This window comes from Mycobacterium sp. 1245111.1 (assembly GCF_001673405.1).
In the GTDB taxonomy this organism is placed as follows: Bacteria; Actinomycetota; Actinomycetes; order Mycobacteriales; family Mycobacteriaceae; genus Mycobacterium.
On the sequence record NZ_LZLV01000153.1, the window covers coordinates 13,222 to 30,016 of the forward strand.

Consider the following 16,795-nt stretch of genomic DNA (forward strand, 5'->3'; position numbering starts at 1 on the left):
TATTGGGCGCGCGGACAGTAAGCGATCAGTGGAAGGACGCGGGCTGGGTCTGGTCGACCACGGTCGGGCCGGGGCCGCCGGGGATGGGGCCGGGCGCCGGACCCTGGCCGGGTCCGAACGGTCCGGGCGCGTACGGCGCGGGCGACCCGAGGCCGGGCGGGATGCCCAGGGGCCCTTCGGGTCCGGTCTGCGGCAGCACCGTCAGCAGTCGGGTCTGCACGAAGCTGGCGGCCTGGTTGGTGTAGACGGGCACGTAGCCGTCGGTGTGGCCCTTCCACTCGTTGCCCTGGCCGGCGTGGCAGATCGGGTCTTCGGGGTTGCAGTAGTCGACGGCCTTGGCGCCGAACAGCGCGCTCTGGGCGGCGATCGATCCCCCGCTGCGGTCGGCCGGGTTACCGAACGTGGTGACCGCGACGACGTGGCTGGCGTACTGCGCCGGCAGGGCATCGCCCCAGCCGACGCCGCCGATCTGGGTGCCGGTGACGATGTCGACCACCGACGCGCCCTGGGAGTAGCCGCCGAGCACCTGCGGAGTGGCCGGGCACTTGTCGGCCACCTCCTTGATGTGCTTGATCGCGTCCTTGGCGCCGTCGTTGCCGTGGATCTGCAGCAGCGTGGCGCGGTAGTTGACCGCGTAGGCGTCGATGTTCTTGCCGGTGTTCTGGCGCAGCGCGTCGACGAGGGCCTGGCCGACGCGGCCGAGGCCTTGCGGCTCGTCGGTGCCGCGGGCGAAGGTCACCGACACGTCGGGGCAGTTGTCGGCCTTGGCCGACGGCGCGGCGCCCGGTGCCACGAGCAACACACCCGCCCCCAGCAATGCGGCGGCGGTCAGGCTAAAGGGGCGTGACCAGGATTTACAGTAATTACCACGGCTCTTGCGGCTAAGGCTCACCAGGCGATTCTACGGATTTTTGGGTCCGCGGTCACATCTACGGTTTTGCCACTCTGGCTGTGGATCGTGGGCGGGGCGCGGGGCGGCCGGTGCCTATCGTGATGGGGGATGGCATGGCACCCGACCACCAAGCTCGAGATCAGCGGTCACCGGTTTCTGCGCCGACGTATCGAGTGCGCGTTGCTGGGCATCGACCTTCGTGCCGTTAACGAGTCGATCCGTGCGCCCGCGCAATCGCTGACGGTCGGCCTCGTGTTGGCCATCCTCGTGGTGGCCGCGTGCCTGGGCCTCGCCCTGCTGCGCCCCCAGGCGCGGGCTACGACGGCGCCGATCGTGATGGAGCGGCAGTCCGGCGCGCTTTACGTCCAGTTGGGCGACACGCTGCATCCGGTGCTGAACCTGGCCTCGGCCCGACTGATCATGAAGACCAATGCGGACCCCGAACCGATGGCCGCGTCAGCGCTCAGCAGCAACAAAATGGGTGCGCTGCTGGGCATCCCCGGCGCTCCGCAGTTTCTCGGAAAGCCACTCGAAGAAAGCGAATCGCAGTGGACCGTCTGCGACGAGCCCGACCGCACGACGGTCATCGTCGGTCGCCAGGCGCAGTCCGACATTCTGCGGCGGGACCAAGCGCTGCTCGTCACGCCGACCACCGGTGGCTCGACGTACCTAGTGTTCGACGGCCGACGGGCCGTGGTGAACCCGGATGACGCTGCAGTCGCGCACGGGCTGGGGTTGGACGGCCAGACGCCACTGCCCGTTTCGGCGTCGCTGCTGAACCTCATTCCGGAGACCCCGCCGATCACCCCGCCTCGGATTCCTGGCATCGGCAAACGTGGACCCGATTCCCTTCCAGGCTTTCCGGTCGGCAGCGTGCTGCGGGTGGCCCACAGTATCGGCGACGAGTACTACGTCGTGTTGACCGACGGCGTCCAGCGGGTCGGGCAACTGGCCGCCGAACTCGTTCGGTTCTCCGATTCGCAAGGATCTCGCACCGCCGTTTCCGTTGCGCCCGACGTCATCCGCGCCACCAAATCGGTGACGCGACTGCCGGTGTCCGACTTCCCCGATCGGGCCGTGCCGCAGTCGGTGGCGGCCGGTACCACGGTCTGCGTCGGATGGGCCCACGCCGCGTCGAAAAGAGCTACTGTCTCGATTTCGCTTGGCGGACTGCCTGTTCCAGCGGGGCAAGCACCAGTCGCGCTGGCGCAGGCCGATGGAAAAGGGCCTGCCATCGACGCGGTCTACCTGCCGCCGGGGCGCGTGGCCTACGTCCGCTCAGCCAGCCTGTCCGGCAGCGACGCCCGGGCGGGTACGCGGTACCTGATCTCCGATACCGGTGTCCGGTTTGGGGTTCACGACGACGATGCGGCCAAGGACCTCGGGCTGCCGGCCGCCGTGGTCGCCGCACCGTGGCCGATAGTCGCTAAACTGCCCGCTGGGCCGGATTTGAGCAGGGCCAATGCCTCAGTCGCACAGGATGTTCCGGTCATCTCTCGACCGCTCGGCGCGTCGTAGTCGGGCGCGCAATGAGCCAGCGGTCAGCGCCGCCGCCAAGATGCCGGCGCAGATCGCGGCCCCGGTGAACGCTGCATGTCGGGCGCGGTGATCCGGGGGCGCGGTACGCGCGGGTTCGGCGGCAGGCACCCTCTTCTGGGTCGCCGGTGGGGTCGGAGCGGTCGGGGTATCGGTGCTCACTGCGGCCAGGAAGTCGACTCTGCCGTAGCCGATTCGCGGGTTCCACCCGTTGGGCGGATGGTGAGCGGTGGCTTTGATGCGTTGTATCACCTGACGGGCTGTCCACATCGGAAACCGCGAGCGGACCAGCGCCGCCAACCCGCTGACAACCGGCGTCGCGTAGCTCGTGCCCGACAGCGGAGTCGAACCATCCTTCCCGGCAAGCGCATTCGCCAGCCCAACACCGGATGGGCTCAGGGAGATCACCGCTTCGCCGGGCGCGGCGACATCGACCCACGGCCCGGCGAGTGTGAACGACGACGGCTCGCCGTGTGCATTCACCGATCCAACGGTCAGTACATAGTCGTCGTACCAAGCGGGGCTCACAACGCCCCCCGACTCGGAGGCCTGTGCGGGACACTGCCCGGTGCCGGCATTTCCCGCGGCCGCCACCACGACGGCGTCCTTGGTGTCGACGGCATAGGCCAGCGCGGCGCCCAGCGGGCGATCATCGAGCGCGGAGTCGTCGGGGGCGCAGGCCACCGAGGAAATGTTGATCACCGTGGCGCCGAGGTCGGCGGCGGTGCGTACGGCTCGTGCCATGGTGTCGACGTCTCCGAACCCGGATCCCGTCCGGCCCGACGCCGCGCCGAACTTCGTGCTGGACTGCCGAATGCTGATGAGTTTGACGCCTGGAGCGACACCGCTGAAATCGTCGCCGTGACTGGAATCCACTGCAGCGCCGACGATCCCAGCAATGACAGTCCCATGACCATCGCAGTCCTGGGTCCCGTCGCCGGTGTAAACATAGTCGCCACCCGGCGCTAGATACGGCAATCGCCGATGTGGCGCAACTCCGGTGTCGATCACGGCGACGCGCTGACCCGAGCCGTCTGTCAGTTTCCAAACCTGTTGCAGATCAAGCCCAGACAGCTGTGTTACGTCGGCGTCGCGAATTACCGACGACACTGCGCAGATCTCGCGCTGGACGGTTGGTTGGGGCGGGTGAGCGGGTGCCGGCGGTGGGAGCCGGCTTTCGTCAACAGGTGGCGGCGATACCGCGTTGGCGGGCGGTGCGGTAAACCACGGCAGGACGGCCAATGCCGCGACCGCCGCACGTCGTCGCCGTCCCAATCGCGGTGACCTCACGGCAGATTCAGGCCGCGCGCTGCGCCGTACAGGCCGCAGAGCCAGAAAGCCAGCGGGGCAATCGTCGCCAGCGCGAAATACTGCGCCAGTTCCACGCTTCGCCGACCTGTCGGAAAGACTGTCGTTGAGCCGCTGATGAATCCAAGGTAGAGCGCAACGAGGCTCAGGGTCATCGACAGCGCCGCGATGGGCAGCGCCTGACGGGGGTACGCAACTGCGGCAGCAACGACAACCGCGCAGAGCGTCGCCGCCCCGCAGACGATCGGCGGCACCGATCGACCGATGTCCTGATGCGCCCGCGCCCGAAGCACTAGCACGGTGCCTACCATGGCGGCGAAGCCGATACTGGGCAGCGAAAGTTTGGCTGCCGCACCGATGGCCCCCAGCGCGGCCGAGGCAGAGAATGCGGCGATCAGACTGTTGAGCCAGGTCCGCGCGCGGACCGCCTTTTCGCGCAGCCTATCTGGGCTGTCGGCCGGCACCGGCGACAATCGTGCGAGCAGGACCGATATCGGTGCCGCCGCCTCGACGAGCGCCAACGAGATCGCTGCTAACCCTGCTCCAATCGCCGGCATCGGCGCGATGGTGACCGCACTCACCGCGGCCGCGATCGCACAGGCCGCTGCCAGGCATGTCAACGTGGTGAAGACGGCTGCGTGGCTGGCGAACCCGCGGACAATCGCCGCGACTGTGCCCATGGCGGCTACCGCGAAGAGCGCGTTGGGAGCACCCGGACCACCAGGGATGGCAAACAGCCCGGCAAGTGCGGCAAATCCGGCGCCCATCAAGCCCAAGGTCAGGCCCGCGCCCGGTTCGTCGAATACCCGATCCGCGATTACCGCCGCCAACACGGTGAGCAGTCCGATGCTCAGGGCAACGACGACGCAGCCCCTCCGGTGTGCGTCGACGTCAAAGGCCGTCCGGATCAGCACCGCGGCAGTAACGCCGGCCAGACAACAAGAGACCAGAGCGCCGGCAAGCCGCGTCGCGCGTCGGGTCCAGGGCCGTTCGGCCTGCGCGACGGTCGCCGCCACGGCCTCGGCCGCATCGTCGCAGGATGGCGGGACGAACTCAGTCGGCGAGCGAACCAGGAACAATGTGCAGCCATCCCGAATCCCCAATTCATTCAACGTCTTCGACGCATCCAGCACACCACCACCAGGGCGGGACAGCTGGAACGAGACAGCGGTGTTGACATTGCCCTGGCCCAGCGCGTCGACGATCGACGGGATGACTGATCCGACCGGCACCGCGGCCGACACCACGAGGTCGACACGGGCGGCGTCGGCATGAACAGCCACTCGCCGCTGCCCGGTCGCTACCGACACCCGATACACATCGACCTCCCTTCGTCGCATCGGACGCTAGCCGCACGGCACCTGACCCGTATGCGTTGCTCCACAGGCGACTTGCCGCGGAATACGGCTGTGCCTACCGTGCCCGAAACATGGAGGTCGATCAGGCGGAGCGAATACCGCCGCCGGCTCACGAGACCACGGACATCGACATCGCGGTACCACCGGAAGTAACGCGCACGCAGTCGAATCCGCTGATCCGCCTCGTGCCGATCATCACCGCCGTCGCAACGGTCGGCGCGATGGCTGCGGCGTACTACGCCCGATCGACTGTGGTGCGCAATCCGGCGTTCATGATGTTCCCGCTGATGATGCTCGTGTCTGCGGTCGCGACGGCGCTATCAGGCGCGGACCGGCGTCGCGGCCACATCAATGTCCAACGCGCAGACTATCTCGGCTATTTATCGGAGTTGCGGACCACCGTGCTGAAGAATGCAGCAGCACAGCACTATTCGATGACATGGCGCCACCCCGAGCCCGACACGCTGTGGACACTGGTCGGCGGCGCCCGCATGTGGGAGCGAGCAATCACGGACTCAGATTTCTGCCACGTGCGCATAGGCCTCGGAACGCTGCCTCTTGCGACGCGGTTGGTGGCGCCCGCCACGCAGTCGGTGAACAGGTTGGACCCGGTGGGAGTGGCCGCGCTGCAGCGCTTTCTCCGGACGCACTCGACGGTGTCGAACCTCCCGATCGCGGTTCCGCTCGACGGGCTGGCCGCGGTACGCATCCGGGGCCACGCCAGCCAGGCGCGGGCGCTCGCGCGCGCGATGATCTGTCAATTGGCAGTGATGCACAGTCCGGAGACGGTATCGATCGCGGCCGTCGTCGACGAGCGAAGCCGACCCGACTGGGAATGGCTGAAGTGGTTGCCGCACAACCGACATCCGAATGCCACCGACGACATCGGACCGGCGCGGATGGTGTACCCCTCGGTTGCAGCGGCGCGTGCTGCGCTCGGCGCGCAAGGGCAGCGGCACACGGTCGTCGTCGTCGACAGCGAGGAGCGATCCGACGACCGCGCCGGCCACGCTGCCACGATGCTGACGATCGAGAGCACGGACGACGAGCCCCTGGTCGTGTTCGCGTCGGGCCAAGAAGTTGCCGCCCATGCCGATCAGCTGAGCTACGCGACCGCGCTGGTATGCGCGCAACGACTGGCCGGCTACCGGGTCGGCCGATCGAGCGCGCGGTCGCGCGGCACGGATTGGCAGGACCTCGTCGGCATAGCTGATATCACTTGCTATTCCGCGGTTGCGCACCGGAGCGCCAAGACCCTTGACGAATTCCTTCGCGTGCCGGTCGGCACAAACGACACTGGCGAGCCGGTGGAACTCGACATCAAAGAAGCCGCTGCGAACGGAATGGGTCCGCACGGACTCTGCATCGGCGCAACGGGTTCCGGAAAGTCGGAGTTCCTCAGGACCGTCGCTCTCGGCATGATCGTCGGTCATTCACCGCAAGACCTCAACCTGGTGCTCGTCGACTTCAAAGGCGGTGCGACGTTCGCCGGACTCGACCCCGCCCCGCATGTGGCCGCGGTGATCACGAACTTGGCCGACAAGGCGGCGCTGGTAGCCAGAATGCGCGACGCGTTGATGGGCGAGATGTATCGCCGCCAAGAAGTGCTCCGCGCCGCGGGGAACCTCGACGGCGTTACGGCGTACGGCCGCAGGAGACGCGCCGGGGCGCGACTGGATCCGTTGCCGGCCTTGTTCATCATCGTCGACGAGTTCTCCGAATTGCTCAGTCAACAGCCAGATTTCGCCGATGTCTTCGTCGCGATCGGCCGGCTTGGACGGTCATTGGGCATCCATCTGCTGTTGGCAAGTCAACGTCTGGATGAAGGCCGGTTGCGGGGTCTGGAATCGCATCTGTCTTATCGAATCTGCCTGAAGACACTCTCGGCCAACGAGTCTCGAACAGTGCTGGGCACACCCGATGCCTACGAGCTGCCCGGAACGCCGGGTGCCGCGTATCTGAGGGTGGGCACCGATGCGCCTGTCCGGTTCCAGACCGCGTTTGTCTCCGGCCCTAGTGCGACGTCACTCGCTGTCGACGAGCACGTTTCACCGGCTCGTAATACCGGGGCGCTGGTGCATGCGTTCACCACGGCACCCGTCGGCCCGGTCTCATGTGATCGCGGGGCCGACACCGAATCTGGCGCATACCGCACCGTGCTGCAGGCGATCATCGAACAACTATGCGACGATGGCCCGCGCGCGCACGAGGTATGGCTACCGCCGCTGTCGGCATCGCCGTCCCTGGACACCGTCGGTTGTGACCTCGAACCCGCGGCGACGTTGACGGCTCCAATCGGAATCGTGGACCGTCCTTTCGAGCAGCGACGGACGCCGCTGATGGTCGATTTATCCGGGGCGGCAGGCAATGTCGCCGTGGTCGGCGCGCCGCAGTCCGGCAAGTCGACGGCGTTGCGGACGCTGATCACCGCCCTGGCGGTCACGCACGACCCGCGACTGGTGCAGTTCTACTGCCTCGATTTCGGCGGCGGCTCGTTGGCGATGCTGCGAGACTGGCCGCACGTCGGCTCCGTCGCGGGGCGTTCCGATGGCGAGCGGGTACGCAACACGCTGTTGCGACTCGCTGGCATCGTTCGGTCGCGTGAGACGCTTTTCCGTGAGCACGGCATCGAATCGATGGGCCACTATCGGCGGCTCAAGGCGGAGCAAGACCGGCGGTGCGACCGATTCGGCGATATCTTTCTCGTTGTCGACGGTTGGCTCAGCCTGCAACGCGAGGTCGAGGCAGCGGAGTCGTGGTTGACATCGCTTGCTGCGGAGGGCCTCTCGTACGGTGTACATACTGTGGTGACTGCCTCGCGTTGGGCGGAGATCAGGCCTGCCTTGAGGGATCAGATCGGAACGCGTATCGAGTTGCGGCTGGGTGACCCATCGGATTCCGAGGTGGACCGTCGTCGGGCTCAGCAGGTGCCAGAGGGAAATCCCGGGCGAGGGCTGTCCCAAGATGGCATGCACATGGTCGTCGCGCTACCCCGCCTTGACGGCGACGGCGTTGAGAGATTGCGGCGCCGCCATGGTGGATGGGTGGCGCCTCCCGTCCCAGTGCTACCGGCACACATTGATCTCGAGCGCATAGTCGAACAGGCGGCTGAGGTCGACACCGGGGTAGTACTTGGCGTCGAGGAGACCGAGCTTGAGTCGCTGACAATCGATTTCGCGCAGCAGCAACACCTGTTGATCCTCGGCGACGGCGAGTGCGGTAAGACAGCGACGTTGCGCGCTTTGTGCGGCGAGCTGCTGCGAACTACGAGTCCCGCCCAATGCCAACTATTTATCGTCGACCCGAGGCGCTCGCTACTTGGCGTTGTGGAGCCTCAATCCGGGCAGCTCGGCGACTACGTCACTTCTGTCGATGCGATACGCGACGCCATGCCGCGGTTGCTGGAGCTACTGCGTCGACGATTGCCTCCCGCAGACGTGACGGCGACGCGATTGCGCGACAGATCGTGGTGGTGTGGACCGGAAATCTACACCGTGATAGACGATTACGACCTTGTCGGCGGCGCGGGTGGTAACGCACTGACAGCGCTGCTTGAGATACTCCCGTATAGCCGAGATGTGGGATTTCATCTTGTGGTGGCGCGTCGCTCTAGCGGTGCCGCCCGCGCCATGTTCGAGCCTGTGCTCGCCGGGCTCCGAGACGCCGGCTGCGCGACGCTGTTGATGAGCGCAAGTGCCGAGGAGGGGCTGACTGTTGGCCCGGTGCGTCCGTCGCCGCTGCCGCCGGGGCGGGGAGTGTTGATTACGCGTCGCGGCGACCCGCAGACGATCCAAGTTGGGTGGACACCGGTGCCGTGAGGGCGCACCTCATCGAGGTCGGTCCAGCTGCGGTTCGTCGATTATGTTGCGGCGGAGCGACTGTCGCCGACGCTGACGCCGAACGGGAGGCGTTCGCGAGCATCGACGACCCCGTGGCCCTTGTCGGCCTTCGACCGGTGAGCGTCGAATCGCTATGGCGACAGGTCCTTGCGTCCGTCGACTGCGGGTCGGCCGGGCAGGTGACGATCGTGCACCCGTCCTGGTGGTCGCCGCACCGGCTCGATGTCATCCGCGCCGCCGCGCAGGATTTGGCAGGCCTTGCCGAGATGCGGTCGCGCTCATGGCTGCTGGCTAAGGCCTCTCCTTCCGGGACTGCGTCGGCGACGTTGGTCGTAGAAATCGCAGACGGTTTCGTGGTCGCGACCGGCGACGGTGTGGCGGTCGAAGCGCGCAATCGGGACGTCGAGGTCGTCGCGGAGGCTGTCGCGGATTCAGTCCTTACGACGGCACCCGGCACCGCTCAGACGGCGGTCATCGATGCCCCGGCAACTGTGCGCGGGGCTCGAAGACTCGCAGCGGCGATCGTCAAGCGTCTGCCGCACACCGCCGGGATGACGGTGGTGCTTGTCGACGACATCCGGCTGAGAAGGATGGTCGGAGAGCTGAAACCGAGCGATCAAACATTCGCTGAGTCGAATCACCCGAGAAGGGCGGAGAGGGCTTGGCAGGGATTGACGTTGGCGGTGATCGTGGCCGGTGCGGTCATCGGCGTGGGCGCGGTCCATCGTCATACCGCCGCTCGCGCAAATGAGCCCTTACCGACGACGTACTTCGTGGAAGGTCACGTCGCACTTGAGATTCCGGCTCAGTGGCCGACGCGGCGCATCGTAGCGGGACCGGGTTCGGCGCGAGTAGAGATACGTTCGCCAACGGATCCGGACGTGGCGCTCCAGGTAACGCAGTCGCGCGTCGCGTTGCCGGGTATGGACGCGACCGCGGAGTTTCTCAAGAGTGCGATCGACGCTGCGCCGGTCGGCGTATTCGTCGACTTCAACCCGGCGGCCCGTAGTGCAGGACATGCCGTGGTGACGTATCGCGAGGTTCGGGATGAGCATGACATCCGCTGGACGGTGTGGGTCGACAAGTTGGTCCGGATCAGTATCGGATGTCAGAACCCCCGCGGTCGCGACGCCGCCGTGCGCCGGGAGTGTGAAACCGCAGTTCGGTCAGCGCGGGCATTGATCTGAGATCGGTGGGAACCAGGCGCTGCCGGTTCGAGTCTTATTTGTCATGAGCGTGGAAAGAGGACACGTGAGCGCACCGACAGGTGGCAATGCACTCAGTACCGATTTCGACTTGATGAGGTCGGTCGCGGCGACGATTGATACCCGCAATGAGGAGATTCGTGCGGCGCTGCAGGCCTTTATCGGGCGCATGACTGGCGTGCCGCAATCGGTGTGGGGCGGACTGGCGGCGTCGAGATTCAAAGACGTGGTGCACCGGTGGAACGCCGAGTCGGTGAAACTCCATCAAGCGCTGCACGGCATTGCGGAGACCATTCGCTACAACGAAACCTCGCTTCGGGACGCCGCTGAGAACCATGCGCTGCACATCGGTGCTGCCGCCGGAAACCTGTGAGGCCGGCGGCGATGGATTCGCGATTGTCATACAACTTCGACGAGATAGAAGCTTCTGTTCGCCAAGACATTCACTCCGCGTCGGCGCAGTTCAACTCGGCGTTGCAGGACCTCAAGGCGCAGGTCGCTCCGTTACAGGAACTGTGGACTCGCGAAGCGGCGACGGCATACGGCGTGGAGCAGATCAAGTGGCATCAGGCTGCCCATGCACTCAACGAAATCTTGACGGACCTCGGCAACGCCGTCCGCGATGGCGCCGACGATGTCGCGGCCGCCGACCACCGAGCGGCAGGGGTGTGGGACCGGCACGGGCGGTGAGTGTGTCCAGAGACCCTGCGCGGTTCCGTCGGTGGGAGAGACCGACGGAACCGCGCAGTTCTTTTCTCATGAGTCACAGCAGCACCGTCTCTCGGGTGGCACTCTTTTTTGAAATCGTGCTCATATGCGATATCACCGGGCCGGGTGATATCGCCGGTGGTCACAAAACGAAAAAAGAGTGCCACCTCGGATCGGGGACAGATGAGGTTCGTGAGCCCGTTGAGGTTTGCGGGCGCCGGTGAAGGACACGTTTTGACCTGCCCGGATAACCGCAGGTAAGCTGCTCCGTTGGCGTGCGGAACGCCGGGACTCGGGTCAACGTCGGTCGCCGAGAACATCCCCTCCGCAAGCGTCTGACCGGCACCCGGGTCACCGGGATCCACTCGAGAGAAGGATAGGTAAGCGCGTGTCCACTTACGTGCCTAAGGCGGGTGACACCACGCGGACGTGGTACGTCATCGACGCCCAGGACGTGGTGCTCGGTCGCCTTGCCGTGGCGGCAGCCAACCTGCTGCGCGGCAAGAACAAGCCCACATTCACCCCCAACGTCGACGGCGGTGACTTCGTCATCATCGTCAACGCCGAAAAGGTCGCTCTGAGCGGCGACAAAGAACACAAGAAGCTGGCCTACCGCCACTCGGGTTACCCCGGCGGGCTCAAGAGCCGCACGATCGGTGAGCTGCTGCAAAAGCATCCCGACCGCGTCGTCGAGAAGGCCATCGTCGGCATGATCCCCAAGAACAAGCTCGGCCGTCAGATCAAGCGCAAGCTGCACGTTTACGCCGGTCCGCAGCACCCCCACGCTGCTCAGCAGCCGACCCCGTACGAGATCAAGCAGGTGGCCCAGTAATGACCGAGACCGCAGGAACCGAAACCGAGGTCGTTGCCGACCAGGTCGAAGAGACCGTCGTCGAAGCTGCCGCCCCGGCCCCGCGCGAGGACCACATCGTCATCGAGCGCCCGATCCAGACCGTCGGCCGCCGCAAGGAAGCCGTCGTGCGGGTCCGCCTGGTGCCCGGCACCGGCAAGTTCGACCTCGACGGCCGCAGCCTGGAGGCCTACTTCCCGAACAAGGTGCACCAGCAGCTGATCAAGGCCCCGCTGGTGACCGTCGACCGGGTGGACTCCTTCGACGTCTACGCCCACCTCGACGGTGGCGGCCCGTCCGGCCAGGCCGGCGCGCTGCGGCTGGCGATCGCCCGGGCGCTGATCCTGGTCCAGCCCGAGGACCGGCCCGCGCTGAAGAAGGCCGGCTTCCTCACCCGTGACCCGCGTGCCACCGAGCGCAAGAAGTACGGCTTGAAGAAAGCCCGTAAGGCGCCTCAGTACAGCAAGCGCTGATCCAGGCGGCAATCACGGCCGCGTTTCAGTTGGGTGGCACTACGGGCATTCCCCATGTCACGCGTGTGCGCGGTCACCAACTGTGAGAGGTTTGACCGCATGGGTCGACTTTTCGGCACTGACGGCGTCCGAGGGGTCGCCAATCGCGAGCTCACCGCCGAGCTCGCATTGGCCCTCGGCGCCGCCGCAGCCCGGCGTCTGACCAGGGCGGAGAGCGGGCGTCGCCGCGTAGCGGTGGTCGGTCGCGATCCCCGAGCCAGCGGCGAAATGCTCGAATCCGCGGTGATCGCCGGTCTTACCAGCGAGGGCGTCGACGCGCTGCGCGTCGGCGTGCTGCCGACCCCGGCGGTGGCCTACCTGACCCACGACTATGACGCCGACTTCGGCGTGATGATCTCCGCGTCGCACAACCCGATGCCCGACAACGGGATCAAGATCTTCGGGCCGGGCGGACACAAACTCGACGACGCGACCGAAGACCAGATCGAGGATCTGGTCGCCGGCGGCCCGGGTCTGCGGCCAGTCGGCACCGGCCTCGGCCGCGTGGTCGACGCCGACGACGCGCTGGACCGTTACCTGCGGCAGGTCGGCAAGGCCAGCACCGCTTCGCTCGACGGGTTGACCGTGGTGGTCGACTGCGCGCACGGCGCCGCGTCGGTCGCCGCGCCGCGGGCCTACCGCGCGGCCGGTGCGAACGTGATCGCGATCAACGCCGAACCCAACGGCCTGAACATCAACGACCGTTGCGGCTCAACACATCTGGACGTGGTACGAGCCGCGGTGCTGGAGCACGGCGCCGACCTGGGCCTGGCGCACGACGGTGACGCCGACCGATGCCTGGCCATCGACGCCGCCGGTGAGGTCGTCGACGGCGACGCGATCATGGTGATTCTCGCGTTGGCGATGCAGGAGGCCGGCGAACTGGCCGGCAATACGCTGGTGGCCACCGTGATGAGCAACCTCGGCCTGCACCTGGCGATGCGGGCGGCCGGGGTCGAGGTTCGCACCACCAGTGTCGGCGACCGATATGTGTTGGAAGAGCTGCGATCTGGGAATTTCAGTCTCGGCGGTGAACAGTCCGGTCACATCGTGCTGCCCACGCTGTCGACCACCGGCGACGGGATACTGACCGGCCTGCGGCTGATGTCGCGGATCGCGCAGACCGGCGCCTCGCTCGCCGGGCTGGCCTCGGCGATGCACACGCTGCCGCAGGTGCTGATCAACGTCGACGTCGCCGACAAAGCCGCCGCTGTGGCTGCGCCCTCGGTCCAGTCCGCGGTGCAGCAGGTCGAGGACGAACTCGGCGACACCGGTCGAATCCTGTTGCGGCCCTCCGGAACCGAACAGATGATCCGGGTGATGGTCGAGGCCGACGATGAGCACGTCGCTCACCGGCTCGCCGCCCACGTCGCCGACACGGTGCGCGCCACCCGCTAGCTGTTTGGAACCTTCGTGCGGCTCGGTGCGTCGAATTTGTTATGGCACAACGAGACGCATTCGTGGACGCTGCAGCTGTGCATGCCGTCGCGAATCGATTTGACGACGCGGCACATCTCATCGACGGCGCGATACGCACCCAGGTGAGTCGGTTGACGTTCGACGGGGCAACCTCGGGCCGCGCCTACATCGGCCAGGGCGACGCACTGCGGTTCGCGCTGCACCGGCTCAGCGGTGAGCTTGCGCAATGGGCACGAGCCAGCATGGAAGTCGCCGCCGCGCTGCGGGCCGGAATCGACCGCTACGCCGACGCCGATCAACTGGCCGCGGCGCGGATCGGCTAGATGAGCGACCGCTACGACGTGGCGGCCCGGCTCGCCGAAGGGGAGCCCGCGGCGGCACGCATTCAGACCTACGTGCAGGCTTGCCACTCGCTCGGTTATCAGCAGCCAGAGCTCACCGCGCATGCGTCGCAGGTGGGGGACTGGTACGGCACCGAAGTGGGCCTTGACCTGCGGGTGCTCGACGCCGATGTCGCCGAGCTTCGCGCCGCGGCGACGGCGATCGACGAGGCGCTGTGGGTGCAGCGGACGCAGGTCACCGAGCTCGCGGCGGCGTGGCGAGGGTCTGGCGCCGAGTCGGCCACGCGCTTTCTCCAGCGCCATTGCGACTTAGCGGAGGAGGTGGCCGGACACGTTCGCGCTGCCGCCGAGCAGTGCGCCACACTTCGCGACGACCTGTGGCAGGCCATCGACGGCAAGGTCGCCACCACCGTCGCGATCGACGAACGCCATTCGGCGCAACGATCGACCTGGCTCGCCGCGGCGCGGGCGGTCACGACTGGCGGGGGTGAGCGGTCGACGGCCGAGCTGGTGGTCCAGCGCGAGGTAATGCCGTTCGTGGACAACGACATTCGCAACGACTGGCTGGCGGCCATGAGTGCGGCCAATGCGTCGGTCGCAGCGTCTTACGACGACGCCATTCACGCGCTGGCGTCGACACGCGATGTACGGTTCGACATACCGGACGACCTCGGCCCACGCTGGCAACCCGATGAACGGCCGACTCCTCCTGCGGCACCGGTGATGTCATTGCCCGCAAGCCCGTCGCCGACCATTCCGGCGGCGGCGCCGGCCGCACCGCAGCCGACACCCGAAGCGCCGCAGCAGCTTCCAGCAGACGATCCCGATCCGTTGCCACCGGCGCCTACGAGTCCGCTCGGCGATGCGGCCGGGTTATCAAGCGGGGCCGGGGGTCTCGGCGGGCTTGGCGGCATGACCGGTGGACTCGGCGGCATCGTGGGGAGCATCGTCGACGGCATCGGCAGCCTGCTCGGTTTACTAGCAGGCGGTTCGGACGAGAGCCTCGGCGACGACCCCGTGGACCTGGACGACGACGACCCGCTCCTTGACGACGTCGACGAGCCAGACGACGCCGGACTCGAACCGGTAGCCCTCGACGAGAACGTCGTCCCCGAAGCGCCTGCCGTCGAATGTCCGCCCCTACCAGCCAATGCCGTCGCCGAGCCGGCCGCGCAACCCGTCGACCCGCCCCCGCCCGATGCGCCGCCCGCTGATCCACCTCCGGCGGCAGAGCCTGCCGCCGACGGGTCGACGCCGTGTGAGATCGCGGAAGACCAACTGCCGCAGGCCGGGCAGTGAGGAGGCTAGCCCTTGAGCAGCGCGACGAACTTCTCTTCCGGCGTCAGGGGTGCGGCCTCTTCGCCGAGCGGGAGTGTCGTGGGTAATTGCACGTCGGGGTCGGCGAAATCGCGATAGGTCTTGTCGCCGCCGAGCGTGTAGAGCAGGTAGCCGGTCAGCAGTGCGCGAACTCTCTTCTGCGTCTTGCGATCCGGACCGCCCAGCCCGAACGCTGTGGTCAACCGGCGACCCTCGGCCAGCCCGTTGGCCTGAGCCTTGCTGACGATTCGCAACGTCGCGGCGTCCCAGGCCTGCCAGAGTTCAATGGCGTTGGAGCGCAATGCCTTCCCCGAACCCGGCGCGCTGAACACCACGCCGGGTACCCGCAGCGTCGAGGCCGGGTCCGTGGGCGACGGGGTGGTGACCGCCGGGAACAGCGCGGCGACCGCCTGCGGCTTGACCTTCATGCCGGCGGCGGCGAACACCGCGGCCGAGGCGCCGAAGCCGTGCCCGATCACGCCGAGCTTGTCCGGATGCACGCTGATCTTGCCCGGGCCCAGTCGTACGCCGGTGGCGATGTCCAGCGCGGTACCCATGTCGAAGGCGAGGTTGAGCACCGACGGCGCCACCCCGCGCTCGGTGTCCGGGGCTGCCGCGACGATGCCCCAGGACGCCAGGTGCTCCAGAAAGCCGGCATACCGCGCCACACCGGTCAGCCAGTCGTGGCCGAACGCCACAGCGGGCAGATGCAGACCCGCCTCGGGCGTGTACACGACGCCCGGCAGGCCCGCGAAGGCCAGATCGCCGCGCAAAACCTTGTGTGGACCGCGCCGGCTCAGAGGGCCGATCAGCTTGCTGGTCTTTGCCACCCGATGACGGTAGCGCACGTCGCGGGCATTGATACCTCGCACACAGAGCCAACCACTTCCCGGTATTGAATCTCATTCAATACCAACGGTATTCACAGCAACTCATAACAAATTTTGCGGGCTAAGGGTTTAGCTGGATTAGACCGGGTGGTACCAAGAAGGGGTGACAAACATCAAACGAATCGCAGCTGCGACCGCTATCGCCTCGGGTCTTGGACTTGCTGGCGTCGGTGCGGCGAGCGTCGCTGAGGCCATGCCGATGGCCCCGATGCCGGACTACCACTGGTGTCCCGGCCAGTGGTGGGACCCGGGTTGGGGCAACAACTGGGACTGGGGCCGCTGCCACGACGACGGCTTCTTCGACGGTGAGCCCCGCGACCAGGGTCACTGGCACGGAAACGGCCCCTGGCATGGGGACGGCCCCGGATGGGACAACCACGGTCCGGGGTGGGATAACGGCCGCGGCCCCGGGGGCCCCGGCTGGGACAACCACGGCCCAGGTGGCCCTGGCGGCCCCGGTTGGAATGACCACAACGGCCACTGAGCCGGTTAACCGATAACTGACCTTTCGCAGGTCAGCGGCGTGCAGCCGTCCCGGTTGGGGCGGCTGCACTGCCGTTAAGGGTCCTGCGTGGGCGCCGAAGGTCGCTGCTGGAATTGTTTGAGGCACCCGGACCGAG

General features: G+C 67.0%; 15 protein-coding genes. 11 read left to right on the plus strand and 4 right to left on the minus strand.

The window, feature by feature from the left end; genetic code table 11:
* Window positions 1-25: 25 nt before the first annotated feature.
* On the minus strand, window positions 26-814 hold the full coding sequence (locus tag A5658_RS25415) for a cutinase family protein (RefSeq protein WP_067342236.1): 789 nt from the start codon (window positions 812-814) through the stop codon (window positions 26-28).
* 186 nt (window positions 815-1,000) lie between these two features.
* Here A5658_RS25415 and eccB point away from each other — a divergent pair, with 186 nt between their 5' ends.
* Window positions 1,001-2,410: a type VII secretion protein EccB gene (eccB, locus tag A5658_RS25420; RefSeq protein WP_067341992.1), complete on the plus strand. Its 1,410-nt coding sequence runs from the start codon at window positions 1,001-1,003 to the stop codon at window positions 2,408-2,410.
* Here eccB and mycP read toward each other — a convergent pair.
* Both mycP and eccD read right to left on the minus strand, forming a co-directional pair.
* Window positions 2,360-3,703: a type VII secretion-associated serine protease mycosin gene (mycP, locus tag A5658_RS25425; protein ID WP_067342238.1), complete on the minus strand. Its 1,344-nt coding sequence runs from the start codon at window positions 3,701-3,703 to the stop codon at window positions 2,360-2,362. The two genes, eccB and mycP, sit on opposite strands and share 51 nt — an antisense overlap.
* An 11-nt stretch (window positions 3,704-3,714) precedes the next feature.
* Window positions 3,715-5,046, minus strand: coding sequence for a type VII secretion integral membrane protein EccD (eccD, locus tag A5658_RS25430; protein WP_197503223.1), 1,332 nt, complete (start codon window positions 5,044-5,046; stop codon window positions 3,715-3,717).
* A gap of 119 nt (window positions 5,047-5,165) precedes the next feature.
* Here eccD and eccCa point away from each other — a divergent pair, with 119 nt between their 5' ends.
* The 9 genes from eccCa to A5658_RS25475 all read left to right on the plus strand — a co-directional run bounded on the left by eccCa (window position 5,166) and on the right by A5658_RS25475 (window position 15,267).
* Window positions 5,166-8,912, plus strand: coding sequence for a type VII secretion protein EccCa (gene eccCa, locus A5658_RS25435; protein WP_067341996.1), 3,747 nt, complete (start codon window positions 5,166-5,168; stop codon window positions 8,910-8,912).
* Window positions 8,894-10,120 carry a type VII secretion-associated protein gene (locus A5658_RS25440; protein ID WP_082993419.1) on the plus strand — a complete coding sequence of 409 codons (1,227 nt, stop codon included), beginning with the start codon at window positions 8,894-8,896 and terminating at the stop codon, window positions 10,118-10,120. The genes eccCa and A5658_RS25440 overlap by 19 nt, the downstream gene beginning before the upstream one ends.
* A gap of 43 nt (window positions 10,121-10,163) precedes the next feature.
* Complete coding sequence (locus A5658_RS25445) at window positions 10,164-10,511, plus strand: WXG100 family type VII secretion target (RefSeq protein WP_067341998.1); 348 nt, start codon at window positions 10,164-10,166, stop codon at window positions 10,509-10,511.
* Window positions 10,512-10,522: 11 nt separating this feature from the next.
* Window positions 10,523-10,828, plus strand: coding sequence for a WXG100 family type VII secretion target (locus A5658_RS25450; RefSeq protein ID WP_067342000.1), 306 nt, complete (start codon window positions 10,523-10,525; stop codon window positions 10,826-10,828).
* Between the two features lie 406 nt (window positions 10,829-11,234).
* A complete protein-coding gene (gene rplM / locus A5658_RS25455; protein ID WP_067342002.1) occupies window positions 11,235-11,678 on the plus strand; it encodes a 50S ribosomal protein L13 in 444 nt (147 codons plus the stop codon).
* Window positions 11,678-12,169, plus strand: a complete 492-nt coding sequence (rpsI, locus tag A5658_RS25460; protein WP_082993420.1) for a 30S ribosomal protein S9 — start codon at window positions 11,678-11,680, stop codon at window positions 12,167-12,169. The genes rplM and rpsI overlap by 1 nt, the downstream gene beginning before the upstream one ends.
* A gap of 99 nt (window positions 12,170-12,268) precedes the next feature.
* Window positions 12,269-13,606 (plus strand): phosphoglucosamine mutase, encoded by a 1,338-nt coding sequence (gene glmM, locus A5658_RS25465; RefSeq protein ID WP_067342005.1) that lies wholly within the window; start codon window positions 12,269-12,271, stop codon window positions 13,604-13,606.
* Window positions 13,607-13,647: 41 nt separating this feature from the next.
* Entirely contained in the window at window positions 13,648-13,950 is a 303-nt protein-coding gene (locus A5658_RS25470) for a type VII secretion target (protein WP_067342007.1), read from the plus strand.
* Complete coding sequence (locus tag A5658_RS25475) at window positions 13,951-15,267, plus strand: hypothetical protein (RefSeq protein WP_067342009.1); 1,317 nt, start codon at window positions 13,951-13,953, stop codon at window positions 15,265-15,267.
* A gap of 5 nt (window positions 15,268-15,272) precedes the next feature.
* Here A5658_RS25475 and A5658_RS25480 read toward each other — a convergent pair whose 3' ends face one another.
* Window positions 15,273-16,115 (minus strand): hypothetical protein, encoded by an 843-nt coding sequence (locus tag A5658_RS25480; protein WP_067342242.1) that lies wholly within the window; start codon window positions 16,113-16,115, stop codon window positions 15,273-15,275.
* A 163-nt stretch (window positions 16,116-16,278) separates the two neighbouring features.
* Between A5658_RS25480 and A5658_RS27785 the strand changes: the two genes are divergently transcribed.
* Window positions 16,279-16,659, plus strand: a complete 381-nt coding sequence (locus A5658_RS27785; protein WP_082993421.1) for a hypothetical protein — start codon at window positions 16,279-16,281, stop codon at window positions 16,657-16,659.
* Window positions 16,660-16,795 lie beyond the last annotated feature (136 nt).